Origin of the sequence: Mesorhizobium tamadayense (genome assembly GCF_003863365.1) — a bacterium.
GTDB lineage: Bacteria > Pseudomonadota > Alphaproteobacteria > Rhizobiales > Rhizobiaceae > Mesorhizobium > Mesorhizobium tamadayense.
The window spans coordinates 50,302-63,546 of the sequence record NZ_RQXT01000009.1 but is presented as its reverse complement, the minus strand read 5'-3'; the positions used below and the strand labels follow the sequence as shown (position 1 = coordinate 63,546).

Annotated in this window: 14 protein-coding genes and 1 pseudogene; 8 read left to right on the top strand and 7 right to left on the bottom strand. The window is 63.8% G+C overall.

The window, feature by feature from the left end; all coding sequences use genetic code 11:
• Nucleotides 1-7 precede the first annotated feature (7 nt).
• Nucleotides 8-608: pseudogene (locus EH240_RS09900) on the top strand (Pr6Pr family membrane protein).
• A 33-nt stretch (nt 609-641) separates the two neighbouring features.
• On the opposite strand, the gene EH240_RS09895 reads toward EH240_RS09900, so the two are convergent.
• Complete coding sequence (locus EH240_RS09895) at nt 642-884, bottom strand: DUF1127 domain-containing protein (protein ID WP_124997847.1); 243 nt, start codon at nt 882-884, stop codon at nt 642-644.
• A 94-nt stretch (nt 885-978) separates the two neighbouring features.
• Here EH240_RS09895 and EH240_RS09890 point away from each other — a divergent pair, with 94 nt between their 5' ends.
• From EH240_RS09890 to EH240_RS09865, 6 genes are all read left to right on the top strand, one after another.
• Nucleotides 979-2,388, top strand: a complete 1,410-nt coding sequence (locus tag EH240_RS09890; RefSeq protein ID WP_124997624.1) for an aminotransferase-like domain-containing protein — start codon at nt 979-981, stop codon at nt 2,386-2,388.
• A 143-nt stretch (nt 2,389-2,531) separates the two neighbouring features.
• The gene (gene purL / locus EH240_RS09885) at nt 2,532-4,763 is read left to right on the top strand and encodes a phosphoribosylformylglycinamidine synthase subunit PurL (protein ID WP_124997622.1); all 2,232 of its coding nucleotides are present in this window, start codon (nt 2,532-2,534) and stop codon (nt 4,761-4,763) included.
• Nucleotides 4,760-5,281: a hypothetical protein gene (locus tag EH240_RS09880; protein ID WP_124997620.1), complete on the top strand. Its 522-nt coding sequence runs from the start codon at nt 4,760-4,762 to the stop codon at nt 5,279-5,281. Before purL ends, EH240_RS09880 begins: the two co-directional genes overlap by 4 nt.
• Before the next feature lie 110 nt (nt 5,282-5,391).
• Nucleotides 5,392-5,625, top strand: coding sequence for a BolA/IbaG family iron-sulfur metabolism protein (locus tag EH240_RS09875; protein ID WP_124997618.1), 234 nt, complete (start codon nt 5,392-5,394; stop codon nt 5,623-5,625).
• 149 nt (nt 5,626-5,774) lie between these two features.
• Complete coding sequence (gene grxD / locus EH240_RS09870; RefSeq protein ID WP_095806028.1) at nt 5,775-6,110, top strand: Grx4 family monothiol glutaredoxin; 336 nt, start codon at nt 5,775-5,777, stop codon at nt 6,108-6,110.
• A gap of 280 nt (nt 6,111-6,390) precedes the next feature.
• On the top strand, nt 6,391-7,551 hold the full coding sequence (locus EH240_RS09865; protein WP_425374782.1) for a multidrug effflux MFS transporter: 1,161 nt from the start codon (nt 6,391-6,393) through the stop codon (nt 7,549-7,551).
• A 17-nt stretch (nt 7,552-7,568) separates the two neighbouring features.
• Here the strand turns inward: EH240_RS09865 and EH240_RS09860 are convergent, their stop codons facing one another.
• The 5 genes from EH240_RS09860 to murI all read right to left on the bottom strand — a co-directional run bounded on the left by EH240_RS09860 (nt 7,569) and on the right by murI (nt 11,466).
• On the bottom strand, nt 7,569-8,396 hold the full coding sequence (locus EH240_RS09860; RefSeq protein ID WP_124997614.1) for an inositol monophosphatase family protein: 828 nt from the start codon (nt 8,394-8,396) through the stop codon (nt 7,569-7,571).
• Entirely contained in the window at nt 8,386-9,282 is an 897-nt protein-coding gene (gene ttcA / locus EH240_RS09855; RefSeq protein WP_124997612.1) for a tRNA 2-thiocytidine(32) synthetase TtcA, read from the bottom strand. Before ttcA ends, EH240_RS09860 begins: the two co-directional genes overlap by 11 nt.
• Nucleotides 9,283-9,391: 109 nt before the next feature.
• Nucleotides 9,392-10,009 (bottom strand): 30S ribosomal protein S4, encoded by a 618-nt coding sequence (gene rpsD, locus EH240_RS09850; protein ID WP_124997610.1) that lies wholly within the window; start codon nt 10,007-10,009, stop codon nt 9,392-9,394.
• Between the two features lie 417 nt (nt 10,010-10,426).
• Nucleotides 10,427-10,609 (bottom strand): DUF3008 family protein, encoded by a 183-nt coding sequence (locus EH240_RS09845; RefSeq protein ID WP_040969548.1) that lies wholly within the window; start codon nt 10,607-10,609, stop codon nt 10,427-10,429.
• A 56-nt stretch (nt 10,610-10,665) separates the two neighbouring features.
• Nucleotides 10,666-11,466 carry a glutamate racemase gene (gene murI / locus EH240_RS09840; protein ID WP_124997608.1) on the bottom strand — a complete coding sequence of 267 codons (801 nt, stop codon included), beginning with the start codon at nt 11,464-11,466 and terminating at the stop codon, nt 10,666-10,668.
• Here murI and EH240_RS09835 point away from each other — a divergent pair.
• On the top strand, nt 11,451-12,152 hold the full coding sequence (locus EH240_RS09835; protein WP_124997606.1) for a hypothetical protein: 702 nt from the start codon (nt 11,451-11,453) through the stop codon (nt 12,150-12,152). The two genes, murI and EH240_RS09835, sit on opposite strands and share 16 nt — an antisense overlap.
• A gap of 118 nt (nt 12,153-12,270) precedes the next feature.
• Here EH240_RS09835 and EH240_RS09830 read toward each other — a convergent pair whose 3' ends face one another.
• A complete protein-coding gene (locus EH240_RS09830) occupies nt 12,271-13,110 on the bottom strand; it encodes an RNA methyltransferase (protein WP_124997604.1) in 840 nt (279 codons plus the stop codon).
• Between the last annotated feature and the right edge of the window lie 135 nt (nt 13,111-13,245).

Sequence of the window (13,245 nt, the reverse complement as noted above, 5' to 3'; positions counted from 1 at the left end):
GCCCGCCATGGGCCGGTTCCTGCAAATTGCGGGATTGATTATCGGACTTTTCGCGCTTGTGCTGCAATTCGCGATCAGCATACCCGCGTCGATGGCGGCGGGCCGCGGCCTAGTCGGCTCGATCGTCTTCTATTTCAGCTTCTTCACCATCCTGACCAACATCGCCGCGGTGCTGGTGCATGCTTCTCTGGTCTCGCCCGCCGGCTATGCCTGGTTCCCCGCCTTTGCCGGGAAGCGCATGCGGGCCTGCGTCGCGGTCGCCATAACGCTGGTTTTCATCGTGTACGCGACGGTGCTCGCGCGCCTTTGGGCGCCGGAGGGTCTGTTCTTCATCTGCGACGTCCTGTTGCACTATGTGGCGCCGCTGATCTTTGTGCTGTGGTGGGTGGTCGCCAGCGCCGCCGGCAGCACGCGCTGGCGTGGCCTATCTCGCCTATGCGCTGATACGGGCGCCATTCGCCGGCGAAGTGCCCTACCCGTTCCTCGACGTGGCGAAGAACGGCGCGGCCAGCGTCGCCATCTCGGCGCTGACCATTACCGCATTGTTTCTCGGCCTGTGCGTGCTCGCCGTGCTTGTCGACCACGGCATCGGTCGGCTGCGGAAGTAGTCCGCGGACCGGCCGCCTCACCCGACAGCGCCTTTAATCCCAGATCGGCCTGATGCCTTCGCGATGGGCGTCGCAGCGCGAGATGCCGATGTCCTTGAGCTGCTCGTCGGTCATCTCAAGCAGCGCAAGGCGTCCGCGACGACGCTCCAGCATCCGGTCGATCTGGCTCGCGATGGAATGAAGCACGAATACGACGCGGTCGATGAACCCGCGACGACCCAAAGGGCCGCCATGCAATTCGGCGCCATCGCAACGGAATGTATCAATTGTATTCATCTTTCGATCTGCCAAGCTTATGAATTGTACCCTTGCCGTCCGCGATTTCATATCGATTGACTCATCACACGGTGCAATATAGAAAATTGTCACCATGACAAATTGGCTCCCAGACCTGTCTTCCGGCTCCGGCCCCCTGTATCAGCGCCTTGCTGACAGCATTGAGTCAGATATCGACAAGGGCGTGATCGATGCCGGTGCAAAATTGCCGCCGCAACGTGACCTCGCCTATGACATCGGTACGACTGTCGGCACTGTTGGCAGGGCCTATCAATTGTTGCGCGAACGCGGCCTGGTGAGCGGCGAGGTCGGGCGCGGGACCTATGTGCTCGCACAAACCGCGGAGAGCCCGAAGCCCGAGCTGGAGCCCGCCGCGCTAGGTACACGCCTCATCGATGCGCCGAGCGGCAAGCTGCGTTTCGACAGCACCGCCGCACCCGATGTCGGCCAGGGGGCAATCATTGCCGAACTGCTGGCGAGGACGGCTGAGGAGCATCCGCATGAGATTTCGAGCTACACGAGGGATTTCCCGGAACGCTGGTACGAGGCGGGCAGCCGCTGGCTCAAGCGCAATTCCTTCAGCCCCTCGCCCGATTCCATCGTGCCGACGCTTGGCACCCATGCCGCCGTGATGGCGGCGATCGCCGCGCTCACCATGCCTGGCGACACGATCGTCTTCGAGCACCTCACCTATTCGCAGATATCGCGCAGCGCAGGGCTGATCGGACGCCGGACGGCGCTGGTCTCGACGGACGATGAAGGTCTCGATCCCGACGATTTCGAGCGCGTCTGCGCGCAGAAACACCCGAAGATGATGTTCCTGATGCCGACGGCGAAAAACCCGACGCTGGTGACGCTCTCGGCGGAACGGCGCCAGGCCATCGCGCGCATCGCGCGTGAGTACAATGTCGCGCTGATCGAGGACGACCTCTATGGCGAGCTGACCGACGATCCGACGCCGTTGCTTGCCGAATATGCGCCGGAGCGCACGATCGTCGCCGGCGGTCTGTCGAAATCTGTCGCGGCCGGTGTGCGCGGCGGCTGGCTTTCCTGCCCGCCGGCGTACCGCCACCGTATCCGCGTCGCGCACAAGATGATGACCGGTGGCCTGCCTTTCCTGCTGGCGGAGGTGGGTACCAGGCTGGTGATATCGGGCCAGGCCAGCGATATCCGCACGCGCTGCATTGCCGAGATCCAGACGCGTCTCCATGTCGTGCGCGAGATGCTGGCGGGCTTCGACTTCAAGGCGCGGGACAATGTGCCCTTCGTCTGGCTCACCTTGCCGGATCCCTGGCTCTCCGGCACCTTCAAGAATGCCTGCCTGGCGCAGGGCGTGCTCATCGACGACGAGGACGAGTTCAAGGCCGGCCGTTCCGAGCAGGTCTTCCACGGCGTCCGCTTCGGTGTCTCGCAACCGCGGCAGGGCAAGGATGTCGCCGGCGGCGTCACGGTCATCCGCCGCCTGCTCGACGAAGGCCGCGCCGGCTACGACAGTTTTTCCTGACCGCCCGGCGCGCTGCCGGCCGAACAGGCGCCGACGCGGCTGCTTTCCGGCGTTTTTCGTCATCCGGTGGGGTGTATCGCGCCAAAGCTTGCGATAAGAGAGACTCGAAAATCACCCTCTCCCACGGATACAAATCGCCGCTCATGACCATTTCCAATTCCGTGCCGATCACCCCCGAGCTCGTCGCCGCGCACGGGCTGAAGCCCGATGAATACCAGCGTATCCTCGATCTGGTTGGCCGCGAGCCGAGCTTCACCGAGCTCGGCATCTTCTCGGCGATGTGGAACGAGCACTGTTCCTACAAGTCATCCAAGAAATGGCTGCGCACGCTGCCCACCAGTGGCCCGCAGGTCATCCAGGGACCCGGCGAGAATGCCGGCGTGGTCGATATCGGCGACGGCGACTGCGTCGTCTTCAAGATGGAGAGCCATAACCACCCCTCCTATATCGAGCCCTACCAGGGTGCCGCGACCGGCGTCGGCGGCATCCTGCGCGACGTCTTCACCATGGGCGCGCGGCCGGTCGCGGCGATGAACGCGCTGCGCTTCGGCGCGCCTGACCATCCGAAAACCCGGCATCTGGTCGCCGGCGTCGTTTCGGGCATCGGCGGCTACGGCAATTCCTTCGGCGTGCCGACGGTCGGCGGCGAGGTCAATTTCGACCCCCGCTACAACGGCAACATCCTGGTCAATGCCTTCGCGGCCGGTCTCGCCAAGACCAACGCCATCTTCCTGTCTGAGGCCAAGGGCGTCGGCCTGCCCGTCGTCTATCTCGGCGCCAAGACCGGTCGCGACGGCGTTGGCGGTGCCACCATGGCCTCGGCTGAATTCGACGACAAGATCGAGGAGAAGCGCCCAACCGTCCAGGTCGGTGACCCATTCACCGAAAAATGCCTTCTGGAGGCCTGCCTTGAGCTGATGGCGTCGGGCGCCGTCATTGCCATCCAGGACATGGGTGCCGCCGGCCTCACCTGCTCGGCGGTCGAGATGGGCGCCAAGGGCGATCTCGGCATCGAGCTCGACCTCGATAAGGTGCCGGTGCGCGAGGAGCGCATGAGCGCCTATGAGATGATGCTGTCGGAGAGCCAGGAGCGCATGCTGATGGTGCTGCGCCCCGAGAAGGAAAGGCAAGCCGAGGCGATCTTCCGCAAATGGGGCCTCGATTTCGCCATCGTCGGCAAGACCACCGACGACCTGCGCTTCCGCGTGCTGCATCAGGGCGACGAGGTCGCCAACCTACCGATCAAGGAACTGGGCGACCAGGCGCCGGAATACGACCGCCCGTGGATCGAAGCTAGGAAGCCCGCACCGCTCGCGGCCGGCGATGCGCCGAAAGCCGATGTCGCCGACGCGCTGCTGAAGATGCTCGGCGGTCCGGATCTTTCCTCGCGCCGCTGGGTGTGGGAGCAGTACGACACGCTGATCCAGGGCAATTCGCTGCAGCTTCCCGGCGGCGACGCCGGTGTGGTGCGCGTCGAAGGCCATCCGACCAAGGCGTTGGCTTTCTCCTCCGACGTCACGCCGCGCTATTGCGAGGCCGACCCGTATGAAGGCGGCAAGCAGGCGGTGGCCGAATGCTGGCGCAATCTCACCGCCACCGGCGCCCTGCCGCTTGCCGCTACCGACAACCTCAATTTCGGCAATCCGGAGCGGCCGGAGATCATGGGTCAGCTTGTCGGGGCAATTAAGGGCATCGGCGATGCCTGCCGCGCGCTCGGCTTCCCGATCGTCTCCGGCAATGTCTCGCTCTACAACGAAACCAATGGCCGCGGCATCCTGCCGACGCCGACCATCGGCGGCGTCGGACTGATCGCCGACTGGTCGAAGATGGCCCGCATCGGCTTTGCCGCCGAAGGCCAGATGATCGTGCTGGTCGGCGCGCCGCCGACATGGGGCAGCCATCTCGGCCAGTCCGTCTATATGCGCGACATCCATGGCCGCGCCGACGGCCCGCCGCCGCCCGTCGACCTCGACCATGAAAAGCGCGTCGGCGACCATGTGCGTTCGCTGATCGCTTCGGGCATCGTGACTGCCGCCCATGACGTCTCCGACGGCGGCCTTGCCGTGGCGCTGGCCGAAATGGCGATGGCCTCCTGCATCGGCGCCACCATCCCTGGTCTCACCGGCACCGACCCGATCCCGGTCTGGTTCGGCGAGGACCAGGGCCGCTACCTGCTGACGCTGTCGATCGACCCGCAAAGCGGCGAATGGGACAGGATCCGCGAGGAGCAGGGTAAGCTCGGCATCTTCGCGCCGTGGATCGGCACGACCGGCGGCGACGTGCTGAAACTCGGCGAGGCGAGGGCCATACCGGTCAGTGAATTGAAGGCCGCCCATGAGGGCTGGTTCCCGCGCTTCATGGAACAGGCCATTTGACCAGGCTGGCGGTCCGGGCGCTGCTTGCAGTCGTCTTCTGGCCTGCCCTGTTCTTCTTCTGGTTTCTCGGCCCGTTCGTCTTTCTCCTGTTGTCGACGACCTCGAGCGAGGTCTGTCCGCGGCTCGAAACGCGGGCGGAGTTCCTCGCCGCGGCCAACGGCGCCCTGCCGATGCTCGCCGTCCAGAACCTCGCCTATGCGGTTCCGATTCTATGCCTGGTCCTCTGGGAGCGGCTCTTGCCGGAGCCGGCTCGGGCAAGGCATATCGTCACCTGCGTCAAGCTCTTTGCCGTTTCAGTCGTGATCGGAGCGCTTTGGGCGTATGGCTCCTCGCTTATGTGCGATGGCTACGGCCTGCCGTTTTTCTCGCCGCTCTGGCAGATGACCAGCTATCTCCCCATCGTCAGCTTCGTGATCAATGTCCCGCTCTATGTGCTGACCTTCAGCCTGGGCCGCGCTTTCTCGACGCGCGACGACATCGCCGAGGATGGTGCGGTTCGTCGGCAGGATAGCCCGTAGGTCCTCCATCGTGGACGGAACGGCTTCAATCCGAACCGGAAAGGCTTTAGGCTCACGCGAGTCATATCGTAAAGGCTGCCTAGCTGCCGCCGCTCGAACAGGATTTTGCCATGGCAATGGATGCCCACGACATCGAAAAACTTATCAAGGAAGGCATTCCCGACGCCAAGGTGACGATTCGCGACCTGGCCGGCGACGGCGACCACTACGCGGCCGAAGTGGTGGCGGAAAGCTTTCGGGGAAAGACCCGCGTGCAGCAGCACCAGATGGTCTACGACGCGCTGAAGGGTAAGATGGGCGGCGCGCTGCATGCGCTGGCGCTTCAGACCGGCGTCCCCGACTGAGCCTGTCGTAACTCGGGCTTGGCCCAAATGGCGCCATCCGTTGCGCCATTTCGGATGCGTCGCGGCTAACGTCTTGTTTCAGCCAACCTATGGGTTTATTTGATGGACATGCTTCGAGCCTGACTCCCACAGGCATGAAAGGATCGTCCATGAGTGGCATCAACGACTACATCGACAATGAAGTGAAGAGCAACGACGTCGTGCTCTTCATGAAGGGAACGCCCGGCTTCCCGCAATGCGGCTTCTCCGGCCAGGTGGTCCAAATCCTCGACTATATCGGGGCCGACTACAAAGGCGTGAACGTGCTCGACTCGGCCGAACTGCGCCAGGGCATCAAGGACTATTCCAACTGGCCGACCATCCCGCAGCTCTACGTCAAGGGCGAGTTCGTTGGCGGCTGCGACATCGTGCGCGAGATGTTCCAGGCCGGCGAGCTCCAGGATTTCCTGGTCGAGAAGGGCGTAAGCGTCAAAGGCGCCGCCTGATTGAACGCCAGTCGGCTACCTGGCCTGCCAAAGCAATTCCAGGGAAAAGTGCGCAGCGGTTTTCCGTCCGGAATTACGCTAAACAAGACTTCCGGGGCTGCCCCCACCTCGGCACTGTAGTTCCCGGTACGGGAACGGGACGAACCGATGCGCCGGATTGCCGGCGCAATGTTCGTTTGCAAGATCGGATTTTGCCGTGGACAAGCAGGTTGCGGCGCAGCGATCGGCAACAAGCTTGCCTATTCCGCGCTGGGAATTCATCGCGCTCTGCGCGGCGCTGATGGCGCTCAATTCGCTCGCCATCGACATCATGCTGCCGGCGTTGCAGCAGATCGGCGCCTCGCTCGGCGTCGAGAATGAAAACCACCGCCAGTACGTGATCACAGCCTATATCCTTGGCTTCGGCACCGGACAGCTCTTCTTCGGACCGATCTCCGATCGTTTCGGCCGCCGCGCGCCGCTGGTCGCCGGCCTGATCATCTATGTCGCGGCGGTGGCTGCTGCTGCTGTTGCTCCAACCTTTGGCATCCTGCTCGCCTGCCGTGTCGTGCAGGGCCTCGGCGCCGCAGCCACGCGCGTCATCGCCGTTTCGATCGTGCGCGACACCTTCGAAGGCCGTCGCATGGCCGAGGTGATGTCGCTGATCTTCATGGTGTTCATGGCGATCCCGGTCGTCGCGCCCAGCATCGGCCAGTTCATCATGCTCTTCGCCACCTGGCACTGGATCTTTGTCACCATGGCCGTCGGCGCGCTGATCGTTTCGGCATGGTCGCTGCTGCGCCTGCCGGAGACGCTGCATCCGGAATACCGGCGGCCCCTGACGGTCAACGCGGTGGTCGGCGGCTTCCGCATCGTGCTCACCAACCGCATCGCGCTTTGCTATGCCTTTGCCAGCACTTTCATCTTCGGCGCGATGTTCGGCTTCATCAATTCGGCACAGCAGATCTATCTCGACGTCTTCCACGTCGGCGAGCTGTTTCCCTTGATCTTCGCCGGCGTCGCCGCCGTGCTCGCCTTCTCGAACTTCCTCAACGCGAGGCTCGTCGGCAAGGTCGGCATGCGCCGCCTATCGCAAAGCGCGCTGCTGCTCTTCCTCGCCATCAGCCTGATCTGGCTCGTCGTCTCCCTGGAGATTGAGATGCCGCTCTGGCTGTTCATCGCCTTCTTTGCCGGCGCGATGGTGCCGTTCGGCTGCCTCGGCGCGAATTTCAACGCGCTTGCGATGGAGCCGCTTGGCGAGCTTGCCGGCACGGCGTCCTCCATCCTCGGCTTCATGCAGACCTTTCTCGGCGGCCTCCTCGGCACGCTGATCGGCCAGGCCTACAACGGCACGGTCACGCCCTTGGCCGCTGGCTTCTGCAGCGTGTCCGTCGCGGCGCTTCTGGCGATCCTGCTCGCCGAACGCGGGCGGATGTTCCAGCCGCACAACCCGCCGGTTTGAAGCAAAGACCGTTCGAGCTATTCCGCCCAGAGCTCTCGCCGCAGTTCCTGCCAGCTATCCCTGTCCGGCGCGACGAGCAGCCCGCCATCGACATGCGACGGCAGATAGGGATCGCCGTCGATCCGCGCGGCGTGGCCGCCGGCTTCCTGATGGATCAGCACGCCCGCGAGGTGATCCCACGGCATCAGCTTGTTGTAGACGATGAAATGCGCATGGCCGCTGGCAAGCAGCCTGTATTCGTGCGCGGCGCAGCGATAGGCGAACTGGGACAGCGCCTTGGTCTGGTTGCGCGCCAGCCGCGAGCGATCCGGTTCCTTCAGATATTGCCAGGAGACCGCGCCCGTCATCTGAGAGATCGGCGCCGGCTCGGCGACCCGGACCTTCTCCAGCGCGCCATGCGCGTGGCGGATATGGCTGCCGGCCGCTTTGGCGCCGATCAGCCAGTCCTTGCCGACCGGATCGTGGATGATGCCGGCAACGGTCTCGCCCTTGACGACGACGCCCGCCATGACGCCGAAGAGCGGCACACCGGAGGCGAAGTTGAAGGTGCCGTCGACCGGATCGATGACGAAGGCGAGATCGGCTTCGCCCAGACCGGCGAGCAAGGCCGGATTGTCGGAGCAGGCCTCCTCGCCGACGATCATCGCCGAGGGATAACGCTCGCGCAGCCTGGCGGTGATCAGCCTTTCTGCGTTTACGTCCGCTTCGGTCACGAGATCGGCGGCCGAGGTCTTCTGGCGGACATCGCCTTCGCCCAGCCGGCGGAAGCGCGGCATGATTTCGGCCCTGGCTGCATCGGCGAGAAGGTCGGCCAGCCAGTCGATCGCACGGTCGTCAAATGTCATCGGAAATGTCTTGTCCTGTGGTGAGGCGCGCATCGAGCGCGGCGAAATCGAACAGTTTCCGGTCAAGCAGGTGCGAGGGCCGCACATTGGTCATGGCGCGGATCATCGTGTCCTTGCGGCCGGGCATGCGCTTCTCGATGTCGTCGAGCATCGCCTTCATGGCGTTGCGCTGCAGCCCTTCCTGGCTGCCGCAGAGGTCGCACGGGATGATCGGGAACTTCATGGCGCCGGCGAATTTCTCCAAATCCACCTCGGCGCAATAGGCGAGCGGGCGCAGCACCATGACGTCTCCCTCGTCGTTGAGAAGCTTGGGCGGCATGGCCGCGAGACGCCCGCCATGGAAGAGGTTCATGAAGAAGGTTTCGAGGATGTCCTCGCGGTGGTGGCCGAGCACCAGCGCCGAGCATCCCTCCTCGCGCGCGATGCGGTAGAGATGGCCGCGGCGCAGCCGCGAGCAGAGCGAGCAATAGGTGCTGCCCTCGGGCAGCTTGTCGGTGACCACCGAATAGGTGTCCTGGTACTCGATCCGATGCGGGATGCCGTTGGCGTTGAGATAGTCCGGCAGGATGTGTTTTGGAAAATTCGGCTGGCCCTGGTCGAGGTTGCAGGCGAGCAGTTCGACCGGCAGCAGGCCACGCCATTTGAGGTCGAGCAGCATGGCAAGCAGGCCGTAGGAATCCTTGCCGCCGGAGAGCGCCACCAGCCAGCGCTCGCCGGGCTTGACCATGGCGAAATCCTCGATCGCCTGGCGCGTGAGCCTCAAGAGCCGCTTGCGCAGCTTGTTGAACTCGACAGAGGACGGCACGTCGCGAAACAGCGGATGAAAGCCGCCTTCGCTATCGTCGGCGATCGCTTCTAGGGATTTGGCGTCTGGCAGCATGTTCATGGCGCTGGTGCCCCACGTTCTTTCTTGTCGCTCGGCTTAGCGGACGGGGCCGACAAAGAAAAGGCCGCCTCGATGGGCGGCCTTCGATCGTCTCGCTGATAGGGTCGGGTCAGCGCGAATAGAATTCGACGACCAGGTTCGGTTCCATCTGCACGGCGAACGGAACGTCCGCCAGGCCGGGAACGCGGGCAAAGGTCGCGGTCATCTTGTTGTGGTCGGCTTCGATGTAGTCCGGCACGTCGCGCTCGGCCAGGCCGACCGATTCCAGGACGATGACGAGTTGCTTCGACTTCTCGCGCACCTCGATGACGTCGCCCGGCTTGCAGCGGTACGAACCGATGTTGGTGCGCTTGCCGTTGACGTTGACGTGGCCGTGGTTGACGAACTGACGGGCGGCGAAGATCGTCGGCACGAACTTGGCGCGATAGACGACCGCGTCGAGACGCGACTCGAGCAGGCCGATCAGGTTCTCGGAGGTGTCGCCCTTGCGGCGGTTGGCCTCTTCATAGACCTTGCGGAACTGCTTTTCCGAAACGTCGCCATAGTGACCCTTCAGCTTCTGCTTGGCGCGCAGCTGCAGGCCGAAGTCGGAAAGCTTGCCCTTGCGGCGCTGGCCATGCTGGCCGGGGCCGTATTCACGCTTGTTGACTGGGGACTTCGGGCGGCCCCAGATGTTTTCGCCGAGACGGCGGTCGATCTTGTATTTCGCGGATTCGCGCTTGCTCATCGCATTCCCTTTCAAAACGAAATACCCGAAACCCCATGGCTCCGGGTGAAGGAAACGCGCCCTCCTCTGGCCTCCGTTTTCGAGACCTGACAGGGTTTTCCACGCTACGCGACGGAAAACCCACGGGACACGTCAGTTCGAGCGAGACCGCCGGCATGCCGGAGAGGTCTTGCCCATGCAAAAGAAACCACCGGGCGTCGCCACCCGGTGTTGGAGGCCTGTTAAACAGAGATTTAACCGGTGTCAAGCTTCTGACTGGCGACGCAACGGGCGACTCTATACTATCCTGCGTTGCATGCGGTGCCGGATGTGGTGGACGCCGACGGCATGAGCCAAGCAGGGCGAAGCCCGCGGTTCATCCCGCGGGCTTTTCTATCCGGATGCCCGACCCGCGGTCCGGCAGCCCGCAATAGGAATTCATGACTTCTTGCCGGGCAGGCCCTTGCGCTTGGTTTCGGCGAATTCCTCGAGCTGTTCCTCGCTCATCGATTCATACATTTCGCGCGAAGCGCCCTTGAGCTCGCTCTTCTTGATCTCCCCGCGCTTGGCCGCAAGTGCCGCGCCGGCTGCCTTTTGCTGAGCTTGAGATGTCGCAGGCATGGTGAGTTCTCCTTTGCTGTCAGGAGAAACGCTCCGCTGCTACCCCAGTTCCAGCGCTAGCGCGCGGTCAATCCAAAGCCTTGGATGAGTCGTTTCGTGGCGAAATCCACCTTGCCGGAGGTGAAGAGGGCGACGTCGGCCTCGCTTTCCCCGGACGACTTGCCGACAGGTTCGAGCAGCGACATGGCCCGCCGCGCGATGGCTTCCGCCGGATCGATCCAGTCGACCGGCCAGGGCGCCGTCTTGCGCATGCGGTTGGCGAGGAACGGATAATGCGTGCAGGCAAGCACGACGATGTCGGTGCGCTGCCCGTCGCGCTCGATGAAGCACGGTGCGATCTCGGCGCGCACAGCCTCCTCGTCGACAAAGCCCTGGCGCATGTAGATCTCGGCCAGTCCGGCAAGCCTGTCGCTGCCGACCAGCCGGACATGGCACTTCTGCGCCCATTTGCTGATTAGGTCGCGCGTGTATTGGCGCTTCACCGTGCCGGGCGTCGCCAGCACCGAGACAAGGCCGGACCGCGTGCGCTCCGCCGCCGGCTTGATCGCCGGCACGGTGCCGACGAAAGGATGTCCAGGGAATTTTTCGCGCAGCGCATCGATCACTAGGGTCGAGGCGGTGTTGCAGCCGATCACCGAAATCGCCGGCTGAAGGCGGTCGAGCAATTTGCCGAACAGCGCCAGTATGTGTTCCTTGAGCGCTGGTTCCTCCCATGCGCCGTAGGGGAACGCCGCGTCGTCTGCGACATAGACGAAGCGGCGGTCCGGCATCAGCACGCGCGCCTCGCGCAGCACAGTCAGTCCGCCGACGCCGGAATCGAACATCAGGATCGGGCGCTGGCTTGATCGATCGTTCATTGTCATCCGATCACAGGAAGGAGTTGGCCCGTGGTTTGGCCAACGGCGTTTCTATCCTGCACGATCATGGTCTTGAAGTGGCAAATGCCGGCAGCTTTTGCGCAGTCTTCAACAGCTCAGACCCCACGCTTGCCGAAACCGGCGGGCCGCGGCCGGCCAAACGGCTGCGGCGCCGGTGCCGGACGCGCGGTTGGCGCAGCGCTGCGGGCGGCCGGTGCGGCTGCGCTGGTGGCCGTCCGGTCAACGCGCGTTGGCGCCGGTACGAGACCGTCGAAATCGAAAACCTCGGTCAATTCATCGATATTGCTGCCGGCGACGGGCTTTGCCCACAGGATCGTGCACCAGAGGCCGAATATGGCAAGGCCGAGCAGGTTCAGGCCGCCAGGCGCGCTCTCGGGATTGCCGAAATCGATGACCAGAAGCGTGCCCGCCTGCAGGAAGGCGTAAATGCCGGAAAAGACGATATAGGACACAGGATCCAGTCCGAACCGTTGGCGTCGCGGCTGCGGCGCCAGGCGATGTTGCCGCGCAGCGCAACGAAGACGAGCGACACAATTGGCGCGGCGCCGGCCAAGCCTTGCCGTGAAGGCCCCGGCATCGAATTGATCAGTCCCGCGAAGCCGATCGTTCCGGCAATGCAGAGCACGATAGCCACCGCCTCCGCTATGAACAGGCCCAGCGAATAGAAGAAGAAACGCAGACGGCCAATATTGGACGTGAACATTTGCTGCCCCACCGTTTCAATAACGATGGATCAAAACCGCATAATATTCGGTTACTTTGAACGATCGGAGCTTACAGATCTTAACTTTCTTTGTCCGCTGCCCGCTTCCGCGCCGCCGGCAACCGCCTCGGATCGTCTCCCGGCGAGCCGTCGCCGCGCGGCATTGCCGGGGAAAACCTGTCGAGCGACGAGATGATGCCGCGCAGCACCTTGAGTTCCGGCTCGGCGAAGCCGGCCCGCGTCAGCACGGCGCGCAGATTGTCGACCATCTTCGGCTTCTTCTCTTCCGGACGGAAGTAGCCACGCGCCTCGAGAGCGCCTTCGAGATACGTGAACAGGCTGTGCAGCTGGTCCTTCGTTGCCGGAACGAGCTCCGGTCCGGAGAAGTTGGTCGCCGTCTCCTCGGCAAGGCCGGACTTCATCCATTCATAGGACATCAAAAGCACCGCCTGCGCTATGTTGAGCGAGGAGAAGCTGGGATCGACCGGAAAGGTGACGATCTCGTCGGCGAGACCGACCTCGTCATTGTAAAGGCCGAAGCGCTCGCGGCCGAAGAGGACGCCCGTGCGCAGTCCGGCCTGGTCATGGGCCCGCAGCGCCCTGCCCGCTTCCACCGGGCCGCGCACCGGCTTGAAGCCGTCACGCTCGCGCGCCGTGGTGGCGAAGACGAAGTTGAGGTCGGCGACTGCCGAGGCAAGGTCGTCGAACACTTTCGTTGCATCGATGACGTGGTCGGCGCGGCTGGCGGCCGCGCGCGCCTTCTCGCTCGGCCAGCCGTCGCGCGGGTTGACCAGGCGCAGTTCCGAAAGGCCGAAATTCGCCATGGCGCGCGCGACCATGCCGATATTCTCGCCGAGCTGCGGCTCGACAAGGATGATCGCCGGTCCGGCGGTCTTGGCGGGGTCTTTTGCGGTTGGCATGGGTTCTCGGTAACCAGGGTTTGCGGCGTTTCGGCGTCCCTGCCACATCCGGCCCGGAAAATGAAGCATTCACAGGAACGGCACCCGTCGTAAGTGCTGCGGATCGCGGTTTGCGCGCTCAGAGAGGCTTTGATA